Genomic DNA, 15,858 nt, shown 5'->3' with positions numbered 1-15,858 from the left:
ATCTCCACGATAAGTAAATGCGGCGCGACAGAGAAGTGGCGATGTGCATCAAGGAGGACAAATATGGTTTCGCCTTCACTTTTTGACACGGAAACGACATGCGAAACGACACGGGAAAGGACACGGAGACCGAATGCCGGATGGCTCTTCCGCCGGGCGGAAGGACCGTTGCGGGGCCGGGCGATCCGCGCCGACGATGACGGCACCACCACAGACGGGAGTCAGCGCCCATGCCGCACATGACCGCCTTCGCCAGGAACCAGTGGTACGTCGCCGCCTACAGTCACGAGGTGGGCCGGGAGTTGCTCGGACGGACGGTCCTCGGGGAGACGCTCGTGCTCTACCGCACCGAGGAGGACGGCAGCCCGGTCGTGCTGCACGACCGGTGCGTGCACCGCCGTTATCCGCTGTCGGAGGCGCCGACGCGGCTCGACGGGGACCGGATCGTGTGCGGCTACCACGGGTTCACCTACGACACGACCGGTACGTGCGTGTACGTGCCGGGCCAGAAACGGGTGCCGCGCACCGCCCGGGTCGCCTCCTACCCGGTCGTCGAGCAGGACTCGCTGGTGTGGGTGTGGATCGGCGACCCGGCCCTCGCCGACCCGGCATCGATCCCCCGGGCCCGGCACCTGGACGCCCCCGGCTGGGTCACCGTGCGCGGCATGGAGCCCATCGACTGCGACTACGGCCTGCTCGTCGACAACCTCCTCGACCTGTCGCACGAGACGTATCTGCACGGCGGGTACATCGGCACGCCCGAGGTCGCCGAGACGCCCATCACCACGGAGGTCGACGAGGGCGCCGGGATCGTCCGGGTGAGCCGGCACATGGACGACGCCGCGTGCCCGCCCTTCTACGCCGAGTCCACCGGTATCGAGGGCCGGATCACCCGGTGGCAGGACATCGAGTACCACGCGCCCTGCCTGTATCTGCTGCACAGCCGTATCGCCCCGGTCGGTGTGCTGCCCGAGGCCGACGGCAGCGACCCGCACGGCTTCCACACCGAGATCACCTACGCCATCACCCCGTCCGGCGACGGCTCGGTGTACGACTTCTGGGCCGTCTCGCGCGACTGGGCGACGGACGACGCCGCCGTGACCGAGTTCCTGCGCGGCAGCAACCACACGGTCGTCATGCAGGACGTCACCGCGCTCAACCTGCTCCAGCGCACGCTCGGCACGGAGCGCACCGGTTACCAGGAACTGAGCATCAACATCGACACCGGCGGTCTGGCCGCCCGCCGCATCCTCGCCCGGCTGGTCGAGGAGGGCGCCAAGCCCGTGGAGCGGGTCCGGTGAGCGGCTCCACGGGCGAGATCTACCGCATCGACTGGCTGCCCGGCACCGACCTGCTGCACGGCACCTGCCACTGCGGACGCGAGCACACCGCGCAGGACCCGGTCGAGATGTGGGAGTGGATGCTCGCCCACCCCCGGGGACACGCGACCGGCGAACCGCGAGGAGACGGCTGATGAGCGAGTACGCGGGCGAACTCGTCGTCGCGCGACGTGAGTTCGCCGCCGACGGTGTGCTCGCCCTCACCCTCCGCCACCCGCTGGGCGAGCCGTTGCCGGTCTGGGAGCCTGGGGCGCACCTGGACGTCGTGCTCGGGCCCGGCCTGGAGCGGCAGTACTCGCTGTGCGGCGAACCGGCGGACCGGTCGGCCTGGCGGATCGCCGTGCTGCGCGAGGTCGCCGGACGGGGCGGCTCGGCCCATGTGCACGAGCAGGTGCGTGAGGGCGACAAGGTGCGGGTGCGCGGCCCGCGGAACACCTTCCGTCTGGAGCCCGCCCCGCGCTACCGCTTCGTCGCCGGCGGCATCGGCATCACGCCGATCCTGCCGATGCTGGCGGCGGCCGAGGCGGCGGGCGCGCCGTGGACGCTGCTGTACGGCGGTCGCACCCGCCGGTCGATGGCCTTCACCGGCGAACTGGCCCGCTACGGCGACCGGGTGACCCTGGCGCCGCAGGACGAGACGGGCCTGCTGGACCTGCCGTCGGTGCTGGACGACGTACCCGAGGGCACGCTCGTCTACTGCTGCGGTCCCGGGCCGCTGCTGGACGCCGTCGAGGCCCGCTGCCCGTCCGGGGTGCTGCGCGTCGAGCGGTTCCGGCCCAAGGAGCCGCAGGAGTCCGGTGCCGACGGCGCGTTCGAGGTGGAGCTGGCGCGCAGCGGCAGGACGCTCACCGTCGCGCCGGACGTGTCCGTCCTGGACGCCGTGCGCGCCGCCGGGGTCGAGGTGCTGTACTCCTGCACCGAGGGCACGTGCGGCACGTGTGAGACGGACGTGCTGGCGGGCGAGCCGGACCACCGGGACTCGGTGCTGACCGAGGAGGAGCGCGCGGCGGGCGAGACGATGCTCATCTGCGTGTCCCGCTGTCGCGGCGGGCGGCTGGTACTGGACCTCTGACCCGAAGGTGCCGCTTTCAACAAGCCTTCACCGCACGTGCATTGACCATGGCTCCGGGCGGGCTCTAGGTTCCCGCTGAGCACTTCCGCACTGCCTGCGCACAGCCTGTCGGAGCACCTCAGCCGGTCCCACAGGGGGAGCCATGCGTCGTCTGCTCGTCGGCCTCACGGCCCTGTCCGTCCTGGCCGCCGTCTCCGCCTGCGGCTCCTCCGGCTCCGGCGGGCAGGACGACGCCGGCTCGTCCGGTCCGACCACCGTCAAGGTGGGGATCGTCCCGGTGCTGGACGTCGCCCCCATCTACCTGGGCCGGAAACAGGGCTTCTACGAGGAGCGCGGGATCGAGCTGGAGCTGGCGCCCGCGCAGGGCGGTGCCGCGATCGTGCCGGGGGTCGTTTCCGGTCAGTTCCAGTTCGGCTTCAGCAACACCACGTCGCTGCTGGTCGCCCGGTCCAAGAACGTGCCCGTCAAGGCCGTGGCGAACGGTGCGGCGTCGACGGGCGAAGGCGGTGCCGACTTCGCCGCCATCACCGTGCGCAAGGGCTCCCCCCTCACCTCCGCCCGGCAGTTGGAGGGGAAGAAGGCGGCGGTCAACACCCTCAACAACATCTGCGACACCTCGATCAAGGAGTCCGTCCGCAAGGACGGCGGCGACCCCTCCGAGGTCGAGTTCGTCGAGATGCCCTTCGACCAGATGCCGGCCGCGCTGGACGGCGGACAGGTCGACGCGGCCTGCACCCCGGAGCCCGCCCTGGCCACCGTCAAGGCCGCGGGCGGCAAGGAGATCGCGTCGAACTTCTTCGACGTCTCCCCCGACCTCACCGTGGCCATGTACTTCACCTCCGAGCGGTTCGCCACCGAGAATCCGGAGCTGGTCAAGAGGTTCCAGGAGGCGACGGCCGAGTCGCTGAAGTACGCCGACAGCCACCCGGAGGAGGTCCGGCACATCCTCACCACCTACACGAAGATCCCCACCACGCTGCTGGAGAAGCTGACCCTGCCGCGGTATCCGGCCGAGCCGGACCGGCCGTCGATCGAGCGGCTGGCCGAACTCGGCGAGCGGGACGGCCTGTTCGACAAGGCGCCGGACCTGGACGAGCTGCTGCCGTGAGGGGTGCCGACGCGGCCCTCGGCGCGACCGGGCTCGGGGTGCTCCTCCTGCTGTGCGAGGCGGTGCCGCGGCTCGGTCTGGTCGACGAGGACTACTTCCCGCCGACTGTCCGCATCGCCGGGGCGCTCGGCCGGGAACTGTCCGACCGCGCCTTCTGGTCGGCGCTCGGCGACACCCTCACCGGCTGGGCGCTGGGCCTGGCGATCGCGGTGGGCGCGGGAGTCGTGGCGGGCGTGGTGATCGCCGTCGTGCCGTATCTGCGCGAGGCGACCGCCTCGACGATCGAGTTCCTGCGGCCCATCCCGTCGGTCGCGCTGATCCCGCTGGCGGTGCTGCTGTACGGCACGGAACTGCGCTCGGTGCTGCTGCTCGTCGTCTACGCCTCGTTCTGGCAGGTGCTGATCCAGGTCCTGTACGGCGTGCGGGACGTCGACCCGGTCGCCGAGGAGACGGCCCGCTCGTACGGCCTGGGCACCTGGGCGCGGATCCGGCACGTGCTGTGGCCGACGGCGCTGCCGTACGTCATGACCGGGGTGCGGCTGGCCGCGGCGGTGGCGCTGATCCTCGCCGTCACCGCCGAACTGGTCATCGGCGCACCGGGGCTCGGCGCCCGGATCGCGGTGGCGCAGACCTCGCAGGCGGTGCCGGAGATGTACGCGCTGATCGTGGTGACCGGGGTGCTCGGGCTGCTGATCAACGTGGGGGCGCGGACGGTGGAGCGGCGGGCGCTGGCCTGGCACCAGTCGGTGCGCGCGGAGGTGGCGGTGTGAGGGCGGTCCCCGCCGGCCGGGCGAGATCGGGCGCGGTGAGGAACGTCCTGCTGCGGCTGGTGTTCGCCCTCGCCCTGCCCGCGGTGCTGGTGGCCGTGTGGTGGGTGGCCTCGGCCGGCAGCACGCACGTGTACTGGCCACCGCTGCGCACGGTCTTCGCGGCGTTCCCGGAGGTGTGGACGGCCGAGCGGCTGCGCGGCGACGTGCTGCCCAGCCTGCTGCGGCTCACGGCGGGTTACGGCGTGGCGGCCGTCGCCGGGGTGGCGCTCGGCACGGTCGTCGGCTCCCACCGGCGGGTGCGGGCGCTGTGCGAGCCGGTGCTGGAGTTCCTGCGGGCGGTACCGCCTCCGGTGCTGGTGCCGGTCATCATGCTGTTCGCCGGCATCGGCGACACGATGAAGATCGCGGTGATCGCCGGCGGCTGTGTCTGGCCGGTTCTGCTCAACACCGTCGAGGGCGTCCGGGCGGTCGACCCCGTGCTGGCCGAGACGGCCCGCTGCTACGGCGTCACGGGCGTGGCACGGCTGCGGGACGTGGTGCTGCGCTCGGCGAGCCCGCAGATCTTCGCGGGCCTGCGCCAGGCTCTGTCGATCGGCATCATCCTCATGGTGATCAGCGAGATGTTCGCCGCGAGCAACGGCCTCGGCTTCACCATCGTGCAGTTCCAGCGCGGTTTCGCCATCCCGGACATGTGGACCGGGATCCTGCTCCTCGGCCTGCTGGGCTTCGCCCTGTCGGTCCTCTTCCGGCTGGCCGAGCGGCGGGCGCTCGGCTGGTACCACGGCCTGCGCGAGGCAGGCCGGCGGTCCCCGTGATCCCCGCGAAAGGGCGGTCGATGCTCGACGTACAGGGCCTGCGCAAGGTGTACGAGGGTTCCGGGCGGCGGACGGAGGCGGTGCGGGACCTGACCTTCTCGGTGGGGGCGGGGGAACTGGTCTGTGTCGTCGGTCCGTCGGGCTGCGGCAAGACCACCCTGCTGAAGTGCGTGGGCGGTCTGCTCGCCCCGACCGCGGGCGAGGTGCGGCTCGCGGGCCGCCCGGTGGACGGGCCGCCCCCCGGCATGGCGTTCGTGTTCCAGGAGTACGGCCGCAGCCTGTTCCCCTGGATGCGGGTCGGGCAGAACGTCGAACTGCCCCTGAAGCAGAAGAAGCTGAGCCGGGAGCGGCGCCGCGCGCTGGTCGCGGACGCGCTGGAGTCGGTGGGGCTCGCGGACGCCACCGGGGCCTACCCGTGGCAGTTGTCGGGCGGGATGCAGCAGCGGGTGGCCATCGCCCGGGCGCTGGCCTACGAGCCCGAGGTGCTGCTGATGGACGAGCCGTTCGCGGCGGTGGACGCCCAGACCCGGGCCGATCTGGAGGACCTGGTGCGGCGGCTGTGGCGGGAGCGCGGGATCACGATCCTGTTCGTCACCCACGACATCGACGAGGCCGTGTACCTGGGTGAGCGGGTGATCGTGCTGTCCGCCTCCCCCACCGTCGTCCGGGAGCAGCTGAAGGTCGATCTGCCGGCCGAGCGGGACCAGGTGCACACGCGTGTGGCCCCGCGCTTCGCCGAGCTGCGGACCCGTGTGTACGAGCAGATCCAGGCGGCCAAGCGCGGGGCGTCCGGGGCGGTCAGGACAGATAGGCCTCCACTTCGCTGAACTGGGCGGCCGGCCAGCCGGTGTTGGCCGTCACCTGGAGCCGCAGATGGCGCACGCTGGTGCCGTCGGGCAGGGCGATCGTGACCGTGTTGCCGCCGGCCGGGTCGAAGCGGTAGTCCTTCGCCGCGACCACCGTCGACCACGCCGAGCCGTCCGCGCTGCCCTGCACGGACAGGGTCTGGGTCCGGGCCTGCCAGGCGCTCTGCGGCGGCAGCTTCAGCACCAGCCGGCGGACCGCCTCCCTGGCGCCGAGGTCGACCGTCAGAGCCTGCGGGAAGGCGTGGTTGGCGGATTCCCAGTAGGTGTTCGCGTCGCCGTCGACCGCCTTGGCGGGTGAGTAGACGTCCTGGGAGCCGGTGGCCGTGGCCGGGCGGCCCCGGGCGAGGTTGCGGCCCGGGTCCGGGTCGGGGTTGCCCTGGCCCGGCTGCGGCCAGGTGGAGCAGTCGGACCAGGTGCTGTTCCAGCCGGAGTTGCCGCCGCCGTCGGTGAGGGTGAAGGTGCCGGAGCCGCTGGGGTAGGGGCAGTTGTAGACGCCGGCGGCGCCGACGCCGGTCGCGGTGACGTTGCGGAAGGTGGCGGCGCCCTGGGTCTCGGCCTGGACGACGACCGTGCCGGTGTCGCGTACGGTCGCGCCGTCGACGGTGACGTTCCTGGCCGCGTACCCGCGCCCGCTGCCGGAGACGAACTCGAAGGCGCTGTAGGGGCTGTCGGTGATCGTCGTGTTGGTGATCCGGACCTGGGCCTCGATCGCGCTGTCGTAGGAGTCGACCCGCAGCGCGCCCATCGGGTGGTTCCAGTTGGGGTTCATGGCGCCGGTGCGGACCAGGGTGTTGCCGTCGACGGTGATCGTGCCGGCGAGCGGGTGGAAGGGGTCGAGGAACTTCTGGTTGGAGATCGCGATGCCGCTGCCGAGGGCGTTGGTGTCGGAGATCAGGTTGTTCCGCACGGCGATGTCCGTGCCGCCGTAGATCGCGATGCCGTTGGCGAGGTTCGGCTGGGTGACGGTGTTGTTCTCGAAGCTGCTGTCGACGTCCGGCGCGTTCAGCGACCACATGGCGAGCGCGTCGTCGCCCTGGTTGCGCAGGAAGTTGTGACGGACGCGGACGCCGCGCGCGTGGCCGTTGAGGTTGAGTCCGTCGGCGGTCATGTCGAGGAAGCGGTTGTTCTCCACGACCAGGTTGTCGTTGGTGCCGGTGAGCCACAGGCCGACCTTGAGGTGCTGCAGCCACATGCCGGAGACGGAGCTGTTCGGCCCGAGCGAGCCGTTGACGAAGTTGTCCGGGCTGGAGTCGACCCGCTCGGTGACCTCGCCGATCACCGCGAAGTCCCGGATGTGGACGTTGCCCGCGGAACTCGACTGGTCGATGAAGCGGGAGGTGCGCACGACGGAGTGCCAGTGGCCCGCGCCCCGGAGGGTGACGTCCTGCACGCCGTTGAGCGACGAGGTGAGCCGGTACTCGCCCGGTGGGATCCACACCACCCCGCCCCGCGCGGCGGCGATGGCGTCGCGGAAGGCCTGGGTGGAGTCGCCCTGACCGCTCGGGTCGGCGCCCCGGGAGGTCACGGAGACCGACCCGGCGGGCTGGGAGGCGGGCCCGGCCGCCTGCTCGAAGTCGGCGACGTCCACGGTGACCTGGACGTTCGTGGCCTGGAAGGCGACCTTGTCACCGGCCTGGACGTTCTCCCCGAGCAGCAGGCGGGCGTTGTCGTAGAAGTGGTGGGTCCTGGCGCCGGGGATCCAGGGCGTGTCGACGTAGGAGTACTTCGAGGTCACCGGGACCGTCTTCGCCAGCTTCCGGCCGTTGACGTACACGTCGAGCGAGCCGGACTGGCCGTCGGGAACGCTGTAGGCGACGGTGACCGCGTTGGCCGCGCGGGGCACGGTGAACTCCACGCGCTGCCCGGGCGAGAGCCGCACGGCCCGGCGTCCGGAGGCCTCGGAGGCGAGGGTGCCCTGCGTGTGGTCGGGGCCGATGCGCGTGCCGGTGCCGCTCGCCGACTCGGCCTCGACCGAGGTGAAGGGGACGGTGGCACCGGCGGCGGCATGGGCCGGGGCGGGAGCCAGGGCGACCAGGGTGCCGGCGGCCATGACGACGGCCGCCGCCAGTACTGGCATGCTCCTGACAGATCTGCGTGTGTGCATGTGCTGATCCCTTCGTGGTGGGGGTACGGGGACAGCGGTGCGGTCTCAGGCGCGCAGCCAGACCGCGGTGTCCTCGGGCAGCCGCCCGTCGGCGTCCAACGGGCCGCTGGCGAGAAGGAGTCCGGAGTGGGCGGGCAGGGCGGCGGGGGTGCCGGCGAGGTTCACCAGGCAGACTCCACCGGTCCGGCGGAAGGCGAGGACACCGTCCGGGGCGGGCAGCCAGGTGAGCGGGCCCTCGCCGAGGACCGGGCGGAGCCGGATCGCCTCCCGGTACAGGCTCAGCATCGATTCGGGGTCCCGGGCCTGCCGGTCGGCGGCGTAGTCGGGCCAGTCCGGGGGCTGGGGCAGCCAGGGCTCACCGCCGAAGCCCGCGTGCGGCGCCCCAGCCGTCCACGGCAGCGGAACGCGGCAGCCGTCGCGGCCGGGGTCGGTGCCGCCGGAGCGGAAGTGCATCGGGTCCTCGATGCGGTCCCGTGGAATCTCGGCCTCCGGCAGGCCCAGTTCCTCTCCCTGGTAGATGTAGACCGCGCCGGGCAGGGCCAGGGACAGCAGGGCGGCGGCGCGGGCCCGACGGGTGCCGAGGTCCAGGTCGGTGGGGGTACCGAAGGCCTTGGTGGCGAAATCGAAGCCCGTGTCCTCGCGGCCGTAGCGGGTGACCGTGCGGGTGACGTCGTGGTTGCACAGCACCCAGGTGGCGGGGGCGCCCACCGGGGCGTGTTCGGCGAGCGTCTCGTCGATGGAGCGGCGCAGCCGCCCCGCGTCCCAGGGGCAGGTCAGGAAGGAGAAGTTGAAGGCGGTGTGCAGCTCGTCGGGGCGCAGGTAGCGCGCGAAGCGCTCGGTGTCCGGCAGCCAGACCTCGCCGACGAAGACCGCGCCGTACTCGTCGGCGATCGCCCGCCAGGCGCGGTAGACGTCGTGGAGTTCGTCGCGGTCGACGTACGGGTGGGGGTCGCGGCCCTCGGTGAAGTCCGGCAGGGCGGGGTCCTTCACCAGCAGCGCGGCCGAGTCGATGCGGACACCGGCCACGCCCCGCTCCAGCCAGAACCGCAGGATGTCCTCGTGCTCCTGGCGGACCGCCGGGTGGGACCAGTCGAGGTCGGGCTGCTCGGGGGCGAACAGGTGGAGGTACCAGGAGCCGTCCGCGATCCGGGTCCAGGCGGGGCCGCCGAACTGGGAACGCCAGTTGTTCGGGGGCAGTTCGCCGTCGGCGCCGCGGCCCGGACGGAAGTGGAACAGCTCCCGCTCCGGGCCTCCGCGCAGCGCCGCCCGGAACCACGCGTGCTGGTCGGAGACGTGGTTGGGCACGATGTCGACGATGGTGCGGATGCCCAGCTGGAGCGCCTCGGCGATGAGCTTCTCCGCCTCGGCGAGGGTGCCGAACGCCGGGTCGATCACCCGGTAGTCGGCGACGTCGTAGCCGCCGTCCTTCATCGGGGACAGGTACCAGGGGGTGAACCACAGGGCGTCCACGCCGAGTTCGGCGAGGTAGGGCAGCCGGGCACGGACACCCGCGAGGTCGCCGGTGCCGTCCCCGTCGCCGTCGGCGAAGCTGCGGACGTAGACCTGGTAGATGACGGCGTCGCGCCACCAGTCGCCGCGCGCGGAGGGCGAGGGAAGCGGGGAGATCGGGGAGGCAGGGGTGGGCTGTCCCACGGTCGGTGCCTTTCGTCGGAGGGGGTCGGCGGCGTCAGCCCTTCGTGCTGCCCGCGCTGATCCCGGCGATGATGTGCCGCTGGAAGACGAGGAACAGGGCGACCATGGGGATGCTGGCGATCACCATGGCGGCGATGAGCACGGTCAGCGGGATGTTCTGCGACAGTTGGACGAGAGCGACGCTGATGGGCTGCTTGCCGGTGTCGGAGAAGACCATCAGCGGCCACAGGAAGTCCTGCCAGACGGCGACCAGCGCGAAGATCGAGACGACGCCCAGGACGGGCCTGGACATCGGCAGCACGATCGACCACAGCACCCGCAGCCGCCCGGCCCCGTCCATCTCGGCGGCCTCCAGCACGTCGCGCGGGATCTGGTCGAAGAACCGCTTGAGCAGGTAGAGGTTGAAGGCGTTGGCGACGGCCGGGAGCCAGATGGCGAGCGGGTCGTTGAGCAGGCCGAGGTCGGCGACGGTCAGGTACTTCGGTACGACGAGGGCCTGCGCCGGGACCATCAGGGTGGCCAGGATGCCGCCCAGGATCACCGTGCCGAAGACCGGCTTCAGCTTGGACAGGGCGTAGGCGGCGGCCGTGCAGAACACCAGCTGGCACAGCCAGGCGCCGGCCGCTTGGACCACCGTGTTCCACAGGTGGGTCGGCATCTGCATGAGGTCCCAGGCGTCGGTGTAGCCGCTGAGGCGCCAGTCGTCGGGGACCAGGGTCGGCGGGGTCCGGGCCACCTCGTCGGGGGACTTCAGCGCGCCGGTGACCATCCAGTAGACGGGGAAGAGGAAGGCGAGCGCGAAGAGCAGGACCACGCCGGTGAAGACGGTCCAGTAGACGGCCCGGCCGCGCGGGCGGGCCAGGACGGCCGGCGAGACGAGGGTGCGGGTGCTGCTCATGCGGTCTCCCCGTCGGTCCGGGTGAGTCGGAGGTAGGCGGCGGAGAACAGGCCGAGCAGCAGCAGGAGCATGACGCTCAGCGCGCAGGCGCCGCCGAAGTCGTTGTAGAGGAAGGCGTACTTGTAGATCAGGTACAGGACGGTGACCGTGGCGTTCTCCGGGCCGCCGCCGGTGATGACGAACGGTTCGGTGAACACCTGCATGGTGGCGATGATCTGCAGCAGCATCAGCATGAGGATCACGAACCGGGTCTGCGGGATCGTGACGTGCCGGACGCGTTGCAGCAGGCTCGCCCCGTCCAGTTCGGCCGCCTCGTACAGCTCGCCGGGGATGGACTGCAGGGCGGCGAGGTAGATCAGGACGGTGCCGCCCATGTTGGCCCAGGTGGCGACGATGACCAGGGAGACCAGGGCGGTGTCGGCGCCGTTGGACCAGTTCGAGGTCGGCAGGTGCAGCAGGCGCAGCGCCTCGTTGGCCAGGCCGGCGCCGGGGTCGTAGAACCACTTCCACAGCAGGGCGCTGACCACCGGCGGGATCATCACCGGCAGATAGACCACGACCCGGAAGAAGGCCTTGGCGTGCCGGAGTTCGTTGAGGACGAGGGCCAGCACGAACGGGATCGCGAAGCCGATCAGCAGGGCGAGCAGGGTGAAGGTGAGGGTGTTGCGCCAGGCGGCGGCGAACTCGGGGTCCTGCACGACACGGGTGAAGTTGGCGGTGCCGACCCACTCGGGGTCCGCGCCCGGCGTGTACTTCTGGAAGGCGATGACGACCGCGCGGATCGCCGGGTACCAGGAGAACAGGGCGAAGCAGATGAGCCCGCCCAGGAGGAAGGCGTAGGCGCGGCCCTGGTCGGCGAGGCGGCGCCGCCTCCGGTCCCCTGCCGGGGGCGGCGCCTGCACCGGGCGGACCTCGATCGCCGGGCGGGTCCGGCGCTCGGCGGTCTTCGTCGGGATGGGCCCCGGGTGCTTCATCGGCTCAGCCCCGGGCCAGGATGCCGTCGATCTTGCCGGAGGCGTCCTTCAGCAGCCGGTCGATGTCCGCGTCCTCCTTGGTGAGGACGGCGGAGACGACTCCGTCGAGGACGGAGTAGATCTGCTGGGCGTGCGGCGGCTCGATCTTCATGTCCAGGCGCTGGTTGCCGTCGAGGAAGGGCTGGTAGTTCTCCACCGGGACGTTGGCGTTGGCCTGCTTGATCCGCTGGTCCTCGGCGTCGGCGGCGCCGGTGAACAGGCGCGGCTCGGGCAGGCCGACCGGGGCGTCGTGCTTCTTGGCGCGGGCGTAGTCGCCGAGGAAGCCGTCGCCGGGGGTGAGGAACATGTGGTCGAGCCACTTCAGTCCGGCGCGGATCTGGGCGGGGCTCGCCTTCTTGCTGAACATGTAGCCGTCCCCGCCGACCAGGGTGGCCCGGCCGCCCGGCATCGGGGCGATGGCGATGTCCTCGTAGTCGGCGCCCTTCTCCTTGACGAGGATGGGGATGTTGTCGGGGGCGGCGAGGTACATGCCGAGCTTGCCCGAACCCATCATCTGCTGGGCGTCGTTGATGACGAGGAGCTGCTTGCTGCCCATCGAGTCGTCCGTCCAGCGCATGTCGTGCAGGGTCTGCAGGACGGCCCGGCCCTCGGGGGTGTCGACGGTGGACTTCTCGCCGTCGGCGCTGACGACCTCGCCGCCCTGGGAGTACAGCTCGGCGGTGAAGTGCCAGCCGCCCTGGTTCTGGGCGCTGTAGTCGGCGTACCCGACGGTGCCCCCGCCCAGGCCGGCGATCCTCTTGGCGGCGGTGCGGACCTCGGCCCAGGTCGCCGGGGGCTTGCCGGGGTCGAGTCCGGCCTTCTCGAAGAGCGCCTTGTTGTAGATCAGGCCCATCGAGTAGCCGGTGCGCGGGATGCCGTAGACCTTGCCGTCGACGGTGTAGATGTCGCGCAGCTGCTTCTGGATCGTGCCGTAGCTCTTCAACTCCTTGACGTACGGCGTGAGATCGGCGGCCTGGTTGATGTCGACGACGTGCCGGGCGTCGGTGAAGTACGTGTAGAAGACGTCCTCCATCTGCCCGCCGGCGAGCTTGGCGTCGAACGTCTTCGGGTCCTGGCAGGGGAACGCGTCGTGCGGGACGACGTCGATGTCGGGGTTCTGCTTCTCGAAGGCGGCGACGTCCTCCTCGAAGAACGCGCGGTCGGTCTTGGCGCTCTTGGGCGGCATGCAGTTGACCGTGATGCGGGTCTTGCCGTCGGCGGATTCGTCGGCGTTCCCGCCGCAGGCGGTCAGCGCGAGGGCGCTGACGCCGAGCAGGGCGAGGGTACGGCGGATCCCGGTGCTTCTCATCGGTGGACCCCTTAGGGCAGGAGCGAGTGGACGCCTCAGGACGGGAGCGGGGGGCGCCGCACACTCAAGCACCGGCGACACCGGACCGCAAGATGTCGCGCAGAATTTGCAATTATTCGACAGGCGGACGCATCTCACTCACGGGGTGCCTGGGCGGTCGACCCCCGCACCACCAGTTCCGGCTCGAACAGCAGCTCCTGGGCGGCGACCGAAGTCCCGTTGATCTGCGCGTTGAGCAGTTCCACGACGGCCTTGCCCATCGCCTCGATGGGCTGGCGGACCGTGGTCAGCGGGGGTTCGGTGCAGTTCATCAGCGCGGAGTCGTCGTAGCCCACGACGGAGATGCGCGAGGGCACGTCGAGTCCCTTGCGGCGGGCGGCCCGTACGACGCCCAGGGCGAGCGGGTCGCTGGCGCAGATGAAGCCGGTGACGCCCCGGTCGATGAGCCGGGCCGCCGCCGCGTGGCCGCCCTCGATGGAGAACATGGCGCGCGCGACGAACTCGTCGGGGAGGTGCCCGACGGCCCGCGCGGCGGCCAGCTTGCGCGCCGAGGGGACGTGGTCGCCGGGGCCGAGCACCAGCCCGATCCTCTCGTGCCCGAGGGAGGCCAGGTGCCGCCAGGACTGCTCGACGGCCACCGCGTCGTCGCAGGACACCCCCGGGAAGCCCAGGTGCTCGATGGCCGCGTTGACCAGCACGACCGGGATGTTCCGCTCGGCGAGCTGGCGGTAGTGGTCGTGCGGCGCGTCGGCCTGGGCGTAGAGCCCGCCGGCGAAGACGACGCCGGAGACCTGCTGCTGGAGCAGCAGCGTCACGTAGTCCGCCTCCGAGACACCGCCCCGGGTCTGGGTGCACAGCACCGGCGTCAGCCCGAGCTGGGCCAGGGCGCCGCCGATGACCTCGGCGAACGCGGGGAAGATGGGGTTCTGCAGCTCGGGCAGGACCAGGCCGACCAGCCGGGCGCGTTCGCCGCGCAGCTGCGTGGGCCGCTCGTAGCCGAGCACGTCCAGGGCGGAGAGCACCGCCTGCCGGGTCGGCTCGGAGACACCCGGCTTGCCGTTGAGCACCCGGCTGACCGTGGCCTCGCTGACCCCGACCTTCTTCGCCACCTCGGCAAGTCGTCGCGTCATGCCCGCAAGCGTAGCGCAATTTACGCAAGCAGCTTGCGTAATCGCGCAAAGAGTTTGGTCAGGGCGCTGCCCACAGACCCCGGACGTGCCCGAGGTGCCGGGTCATCACCGCCCGGACGGCGTCCTCGTCGCGGGCGAGCAGCGCGTCCAGGATCTCCAGGTGCTCCTCCGCCGAGGCCTCGAGACGCCCCTGTTCCACCAGCGCGGTCAGCCCGTACAGCCGGGAGCGCCGTCTGAGGTCGCGGACGACGTCGACGAGGTGGTCGTTGCCGGCGAGGGCCAGCAGGCCGAGGTGGAAGCGCAGATCGGCCTCGACGTAGGCGATGAGGTCGCCCGCCGCGGCCGAGTCGACGATCTCCCGGGCGACCGGGCGGAGCGCCTCCAGCGCCACCGGGTCGGCCGTGACCGCCAGACCGGCCGTGGTGGGAATCTCGATCAGCGCGCGGACGTGGGTGTATTCGTCGAGTTGCTTCTCGGAGACGGCGGTGACCCGGAAACCCTTGTTGGGCACGGTGTCGACCAGGCCCTCCTTGGCGAGGTCGAGCATGGCCTCGCGCACGGGGGTGGCCGAGACGCCGAAGCGGGCGGCGAGGCCGGGCGCCGAGTAGACCTCGCCGGGGCGCAGTTCGCCGGCGATCAGGGCGGCCCGCAGCGCGTCCGCGACCCGCTCCCGGTGGCTGGGCTTCCTGCTGCCGAGGACGGGCAGGGCGGGGGTGTGCTGCGGGGCCATGACGGTCGGGGTGTCCTTTCCTGGTGGACGTGCGGCTACAGGACGAACCCGGCCGGGAACGGGTCGTCGGGGTCGAGCAGGTACTGGGCCGTGCCGGTGATCCAGGCGCGTCCGGTGAAGCTGGGCAGGACGGCCGGGCGCCCGGCGACCTCGGTGGTGCCGAGCAGTCTGCCGGTGAACCGGGTGCCGATGAAGGACTCGTTGACGAACTCGGTGTGCAGCGGGAGTTCGCCGCGCGCGTGCAGCTGGGCCATGCGGGCGCTGGTGCCGGTGCCGCAGGGCGAGCGGTCGAACCAGCCGGGGTGGATGGCCATGGCGTGCCGGGAGTGCCGGGCGGTGGCGCCGGGGGCGGCCAGGTAGACGTGGTGCAGACCGTGGATGGAGGGGTCCTCCGGGTGGACCGGCGGGTCCTCGGCGTTGACGGCGGCCATGAGGGACAGGCCCGCGGCGAGGATCTCGTCCTTGCGGGACCGCTCGAAGGGCAGGCCGAACCGCTCCAGCGGCAGGATGGCGTAGAAGTTGCCGCCGAAGGCGAGGTCGTAGGTCACCGTCCGCCCGTCGGCGAGGGTGGCCTCGCGGTCGAGGCCGACGGCGAAGGAGGGCACGTTGCGCAGGGTGACCTCCCGGGCGGCCCCGTCCTCCACGGCCACCTCGGCCACCACCGGGCCGGCCGGGGTGTCCAGCCGGATGGTGGTGACCGGCTCGACGACCTCGACCATGCCGGTCTCCACGAGCACGGTCGCCACGCCGATGGTGCCGTGCCCGCACATCGGCAGATAGCCGGAGACCTCGATGTAGACGACGCCCCAGTCGCAGTCGGGCCGGGTCGGCGGCTGGAGGATCGCGCCGCTCATGGCGGAGTGGCCGCGCGGTTCGTTCATCAGCAACTGCTTGACGTCGTCGCGGTGTTCGCGGAACCACAGCCGCCGCTCGTTCATGGTGGCGCCGGGTACGGTGCCGATGCCGCCGGTGATCACCCGGGTCGGCATGCCCTCGGTGTGCGAGTCGACGGCGTGCAGGACGAGTCTGCTGCGCATGGATCGGTCCTTC

Annotated in this window: 14 protein-coding genes and 1 pseudogene; 6 read left to right on the top strand and 9 right to left on the bottom strand. The window is 71.5% G+C overall.

Annotated features, from left to right (window positions below; all coding sequences use genetic code 11):
- Positions 1-230: 230 nt before the first annotated feature.
- Positions 231-1,301, top strand: coding sequence for an aromatic ring-hydroxylating dioxygenase subunit alpha (locus ACIGAQ_RS03765; RefSeq protein WP_311681142.1), 1,071 nt, complete (start codon positions 231-233; stop codon positions 1,299-1,301).
- Here ACIGAQ_RS03765 and ACIGAQ_RS03760 read toward each other — a convergent pair.
- Positions 1,196-1,459 (bottom strand): annotated as a pseudogene (locus tag ACIGAQ_RS03760) (hypothetical protein); the annotation flags it as partial. The gene ACIGAQ_RS03765 and the pseudogene ACIGAQ_RS03760 sit on opposite strands and share 106 nt — an antisense overlap.
- Positions 1,460-1,473: 14 nt before the next feature.
- On the opposite strand from ACIGAQ_RS03760, the gene ACIGAQ_RS03755 reads away from it, so the two are divergent.
- The 5 genes from ACIGAQ_RS03755 (at position 1,474) to ACIGAQ_RS03735 (ending at position 5,932) form a co-directional block, all read left to right on the top strand.
- Positions 1,474-2,412, top strand: coding sequence for a PDR/VanB family oxidoreductase (locus ACIGAQ_RS03755; protein WP_399778894.1), 939 nt, complete (start codon positions 1,474-1,476; stop codon positions 2,410-2,412).
- Positions 2,413-2,554: 142 nt separating this feature from the next.
- Positions 2,555-3,520 (top strand): ABC transporter substrate-binding protein, encoded by a 966-nt coding sequence (locus tag ACIGAQ_RS03750; protein ID WP_399778893.1) that lies wholly within the window; start codon positions 2,555-2,557, stop codon positions 3,518-3,520.
- On the top strand, positions 3,517-4,290 hold the full coding sequence (locus ACIGAQ_RS03745; protein ID WP_399778891.1) for an ABC transporter permease: 774 nt from the start codon (positions 3,517-3,519) through the stop codon (positions 4,288-4,290). The genes ACIGAQ_RS03750 and ACIGAQ_RS03745 overlap by 4 nt, the downstream gene beginning before the upstream one ends.
- Positions 4,291-4,325: 35 nt before the next feature.
- Positions 4,326-5,105: an ABC transporter permease subunit gene (locus tag ACIGAQ_RS03740; RefSeq protein WP_311681198.1), complete on the top strand. Its 780-nt coding sequence runs from the start codon at positions 4,326-4,328 to the stop codon at positions 5,103-5,105.
- Positions 5,106-5,125: 20 nt separating this feature from the next.
- Positions 5,126-5,932 (top strand): ABC transporter ATP-binding protein, encoded by an 807-nt coding sequence (locus ACIGAQ_RS03735; RefSeq protein WP_311681137.1) that lies wholly within the window; start codon positions 5,126-5,128, stop codon positions 5,930-5,932.
- Here the strand turns inward: ACIGAQ_RS03735 and ACIGAQ_RS03730 are convergent.
- From ACIGAQ_RS03730 to ACIGAQ_RS03695, 8 genes are all read right to left on the bottom strand, one after another.
- Entirely contained in the window at positions 5,904-8,048 is a 2,145-nt protein-coding gene (locus tag ACIGAQ_RS03730) for a discoidin domain-containing protein (protein WP_399778888.1), read from the bottom strand. The genes ACIGAQ_RS03735 and ACIGAQ_RS03730 overlap by 29 nt on opposite strands.
- A gap of 72 nt (positions 8,049-8,120) precedes the next feature.
- The gene (locus tag ACIGAQ_RS03725) at positions 8,121-9,728 is read right to left on the bottom strand and encodes a glycoside hydrolase family 13 protein (RefSeq protein WP_399778886.1); all 1,608 of its coding nucleotides are present in this window, start codon (positions 9,726-9,728) and stop codon (positions 8,121-8,123) included.
- A gap of 34 nt (positions 9,729-9,762) precedes the next feature.
- Positions 9,763-10,626, bottom strand: a complete 864-nt coding sequence (locus ACIGAQ_RS03720) for a carbohydrate ABC transporter permease (protein ID WP_399778884.1) — start codon at positions 10,624-10,626, stop codon at positions 9,763-9,765.
- Entirely contained in the window at positions 10,623-11,600 is a 978-nt protein-coding gene (locus tag ACIGAQ_RS03715; RefSeq protein ID WP_311681134.1) for a sugar ABC transporter permease, read from the bottom strand. The genes ACIGAQ_RS03720 and ACIGAQ_RS03715 overlap by 4 nt, the downstream gene beginning before the upstream one ends.
- A 4-nt stretch (positions 11,601-11,604) precedes the next feature.
- Entirely contained in the window at positions 11,605-12,948 is a 1,344-nt protein-coding gene (locus ACIGAQ_RS03710) for a sugar ABC transporter substrate-binding protein (RefSeq protein ID WP_311681133.1), read from the bottom strand.
- Between the two features lie 134 nt (positions 12,949-13,082).
- A complete protein-coding gene (locus tag ACIGAQ_RS03705) occupies positions 13,083-14,078 on the bottom strand; it encodes a LacI family DNA-binding transcriptional regulator (protein ID WP_311681131.1) in 996 nt (331 codons plus the stop codon).
- Positions 14,079-14,136: 58 nt separating this feature from the next.
- The gene (locus tag ACIGAQ_RS03700; protein ID WP_311681130.1) at positions 14,137-14,808 is read right to left on the bottom strand and encodes a GntR family transcriptional regulator; all 672 of its coding nucleotides are present in this window, start codon (positions 14,806-14,808) and stop codon (positions 14,137-14,139) included.
- A 35-nt stretch (positions 14,809-14,843) separates the two neighbouring features.
- On the bottom strand, positions 14,844-15,845 hold the full coding sequence (locus ACIGAQ_RS03695) for a proline racemase family protein (protein WP_399778880.1): 1,002 nt from the start codon (positions 15,843-15,845) through the stop codon (positions 14,844-14,846).
- Positions 15,846-15,858: the final 13 nt, after the last annotated feature.

Origin of the sequence: Streptomyces sp. NPDC085932, assembly GCF_044540525.1 — a bacterium.
GTDB classification, from domain to species: Bacteria; Actinomycetota; Actinomycetes; order Streptomycetales; family Streptomycetaceae; genus Streptomyces; species Streptomyces levis.
Note: the sequence above shows the minus strand (reverse complement) of the source record. Positions and strands in the feature narration are given on the sequence as shown.

What these genes read in the sequence shown, in the direction of transcription:
- ACIGAQ_RS03765 (WP_311681142.1), top strand. Translation starts at nt 231, where the DNA reads ATGCCGCACATGACCGCCTTCGCCAGGAACCAGTGGTACGTCGCCGCC.
- ACIGAQ_RS03755 (WP_399778894.1), top strand. Translation starts at nt 1,474, where the DNA reads ATGAGCGAGTACGCGGGCGAACTCGTCGTCGCGCGACGTGAGTTCGCC.
- ACIGAQ_RS03750 (WP_399778893.1), top strand. Translation starts at nt 2,555, where the DNA reads ATGCGTCGTCTGCTCGTCGGCCTCACGGCCCTGTCCGTCCTGGCCGCC.
- ACIGAQ_RS03735 (WP_311681137.1), top strand. Translation starts at nt 5,126, where the DNA reads ATGCTCGACGTACAGGGCCTGCGCAAGGTGTACGAGGGTTCCGGGCGG.
- ACIGAQ_RS03730 (WP_399778888.1), bottom strand. Translation starts at nt 8,048, where the DNA reads ATGCCAGTACTGGCGGCGGCCGTCGTCATGGCCGCCGGCACCCTGGTC.
- ACIGAQ_RS03720 (WP_399778884.1), bottom strand. Translation starts at nt 10,626, where the DNA reads ATGAGCAGCACCCGCACCCTCGTCTCGCCGGCCGTCCTGGCCCGCCCG.
- ACIGAQ_RS03715 (WP_311681134.1), bottom strand. Translation starts at nt 11,600, where the DNA reads ATGAAGCACCCGGGGCCCATCCCGACGAAGACCGCCGAGCGCCGGACC.
- ACIGAQ_RS03710 (WP_311681133.1), bottom strand. Translation starts at nt 12,948, where the DNA reads ATGAGAAGCACCGGGATCCGCCGTACCCTCGCCCTGCTCGGCGTCAGC.
- ACIGAQ_RS03705 (WP_311681131.1), bottom strand. Translation starts at nt 14,078, where the DNA reads ATGACGCGACGACTTGCCGAGGTGGCGAAGAAGGTCGGGGTCAGCGAG.
- ACIGAQ_RS03700 (WP_311681130.1), bottom strand. Translation starts at nt 14,808, where the DNA reads ATGGCCCCGCAGCACACCCCCGCCCTGCCCGTCCTCGGCAGCAGGAAG.
- ACIGAQ_RS03695 (WP_399778880.1), bottom strand. Translation starts at nt 15,845, where the DNA reads ATGCGCAGCAGACTCGTCCTGCACGCCGTCGACTCGCACACCGAGGGC.